The sequence below is a fragment of the Aeromonas sp. ZOR0001 genome (assembly GCF_000801015.1).
GTDB classification, from domain to species: domain Bacteria; phylum Pseudomonadota; class Gammaproteobacteria; order Enterobacterales; family Aeromonadaceae; genus Aeromonas; species Aeromonas veronii.
On sequence record NZ_JRJY01000113.1, the window covers coordinates 1 to 1383 of the forward strand.

Annotated in this window: 2 protein-coding genes; both read right to left on the bottom strand. The window is 56.1% G+C overall.

The features are described from left to right. Positions 1-100: 100 nt before the first annotated feature. A complete protein-coding gene (locus L972_RS15275) occupies positions 101-289 on the bottom strand; it encodes a hypothetical protein (RefSeq protein ID WP_047439278.1) in 189 nt (62 codons plus the stop codon). After that, a partial coding sequence (locus L972_RS15280; RefSeq protein ID WP_231560933.1) for an N-6 DNA methylase occupies positions 289-1383 on the bottom strand: 1095 nt, incomplete at its 5' end. The genes L972_RS15280 and L972_RS15275, both read right to left, overlap by 1 nt.

Here is a 1383-nt window from a genome sequence, read left to right on the forward strand (position 1 = left end):
ACAAACATGATCTCATATCAGGGACTTGTTCGCACCTTCCCTAGGGAAAGTGCGAACAAGTATCCCACGAACAAAAAATGAAAATTTTAGTCATTTAATATCAATGAGTTACCAGTAAATGCTCTCGTGCCATATGACTTATTCGCACCTTCCCTAGGATCAGCTCTCGCAGCTTTTTGATGCCGGTGAGTTCCAGCTTGCTGTTGCTACCGCGCCCGGCACTGCTTTTGGGGCGAACCGCCGCGGTCCATAGATCCAGGTGGTCGGTAATCAGATTCTCGATCGCCATTATGCCTGCCCCCCTTGCTTGGCCGCACCTTTGCCCAAGGCGTCGCCCAGAATGGCTTTTAGCTGGTTACGCAGGGTCTGAATTTCAGCCTGTTCTTTGGCATAGCGCGCCAGCAGCTCCTCAGGGTCGTGGCTTATCTGCTCACCAACATGGGGGTTTTTGATATCGAGGTTAAAGTTGCGCTCGATAATGGTGTCGATGCTGACCTTCCAGGCTTGCTCGGTCTCTACCCGGGCGGCAAAGCCGTCCGCCTCATCGCCCCACCAGGCGATCTCGGCTTCAAACTCCTCGAACTTCATCGGTTTGGTCTTGCTGTAGTTTTTCACCCCAGCCGGATAGGGGTGCTCATAGAACCAGACATCCTTGGTGGGCTGACCCTTGGTGAAGAAGAGGATATTGGTCTTAATGCCGGTATAGGGGGCAAACACGCCGTTGGGCAGCCGCACTATGGTGTGCAGGTTGCACTCGCTGGTGAGCAGTTGCTTGATCTTGGTTTTGACCCCTTCGCCAAACAGGGTGCCATCAGGCAGCACCACGGCGGCGCGACCGCCCTTTTTCAGGATCTCGATAATCAGCTGCAGGAACAGGTCGGCAGTTTCGCGCGTGCGCAGATCGGCCGGGAAGTTCTGCTCGATGCCATCCTCTTCGGTACCACCAAAGGGCGGGTTGGTGAGGATCACATCGATATCGCTATCCCAGCTCGACAGCGGTTTGTCGAGGGTGTTGCCATGGCGAATTTGCACCGGCACCTCGATGCCGTGCAGCAGCATATTGGTAGTGCAAAGGAGGTGCGGCAGCTGCTTCTTCTCGACCCCCAAGATCTGCTGCTGCAGAGTCTGGTGGTCGGCTGAGGTCTCGACATAGTGCTCTTTGACATGATCGAAGGCGCAGGCGAGAAAGCCGCCGGTACCGCAGGCCGGGTCCATGATCCGCTCGCCGAGTTTGGGGTCGATGCGGTTGACCATAAAGCGGGTGACGGCGCGGGGGGTGTAGAACTCGCCCGCGTTACCAGCACTTTGCAGGTCACGCAGGATCTGCTCGTAGATGTCGCCAAACAGGTGGCGCTCACTGCTGTCGGTGAAGTCGATCTCGTT

Bases quoted from the DNA above. Each gene is read 5' to 3' on its own strand.
- L972_RS15275 (WP_047439278.1), bottom strand. From the start codon at position 289: ATGGCGATCGAGAATCTGATTACCGACCACCTGGATCTATGGACCGCG.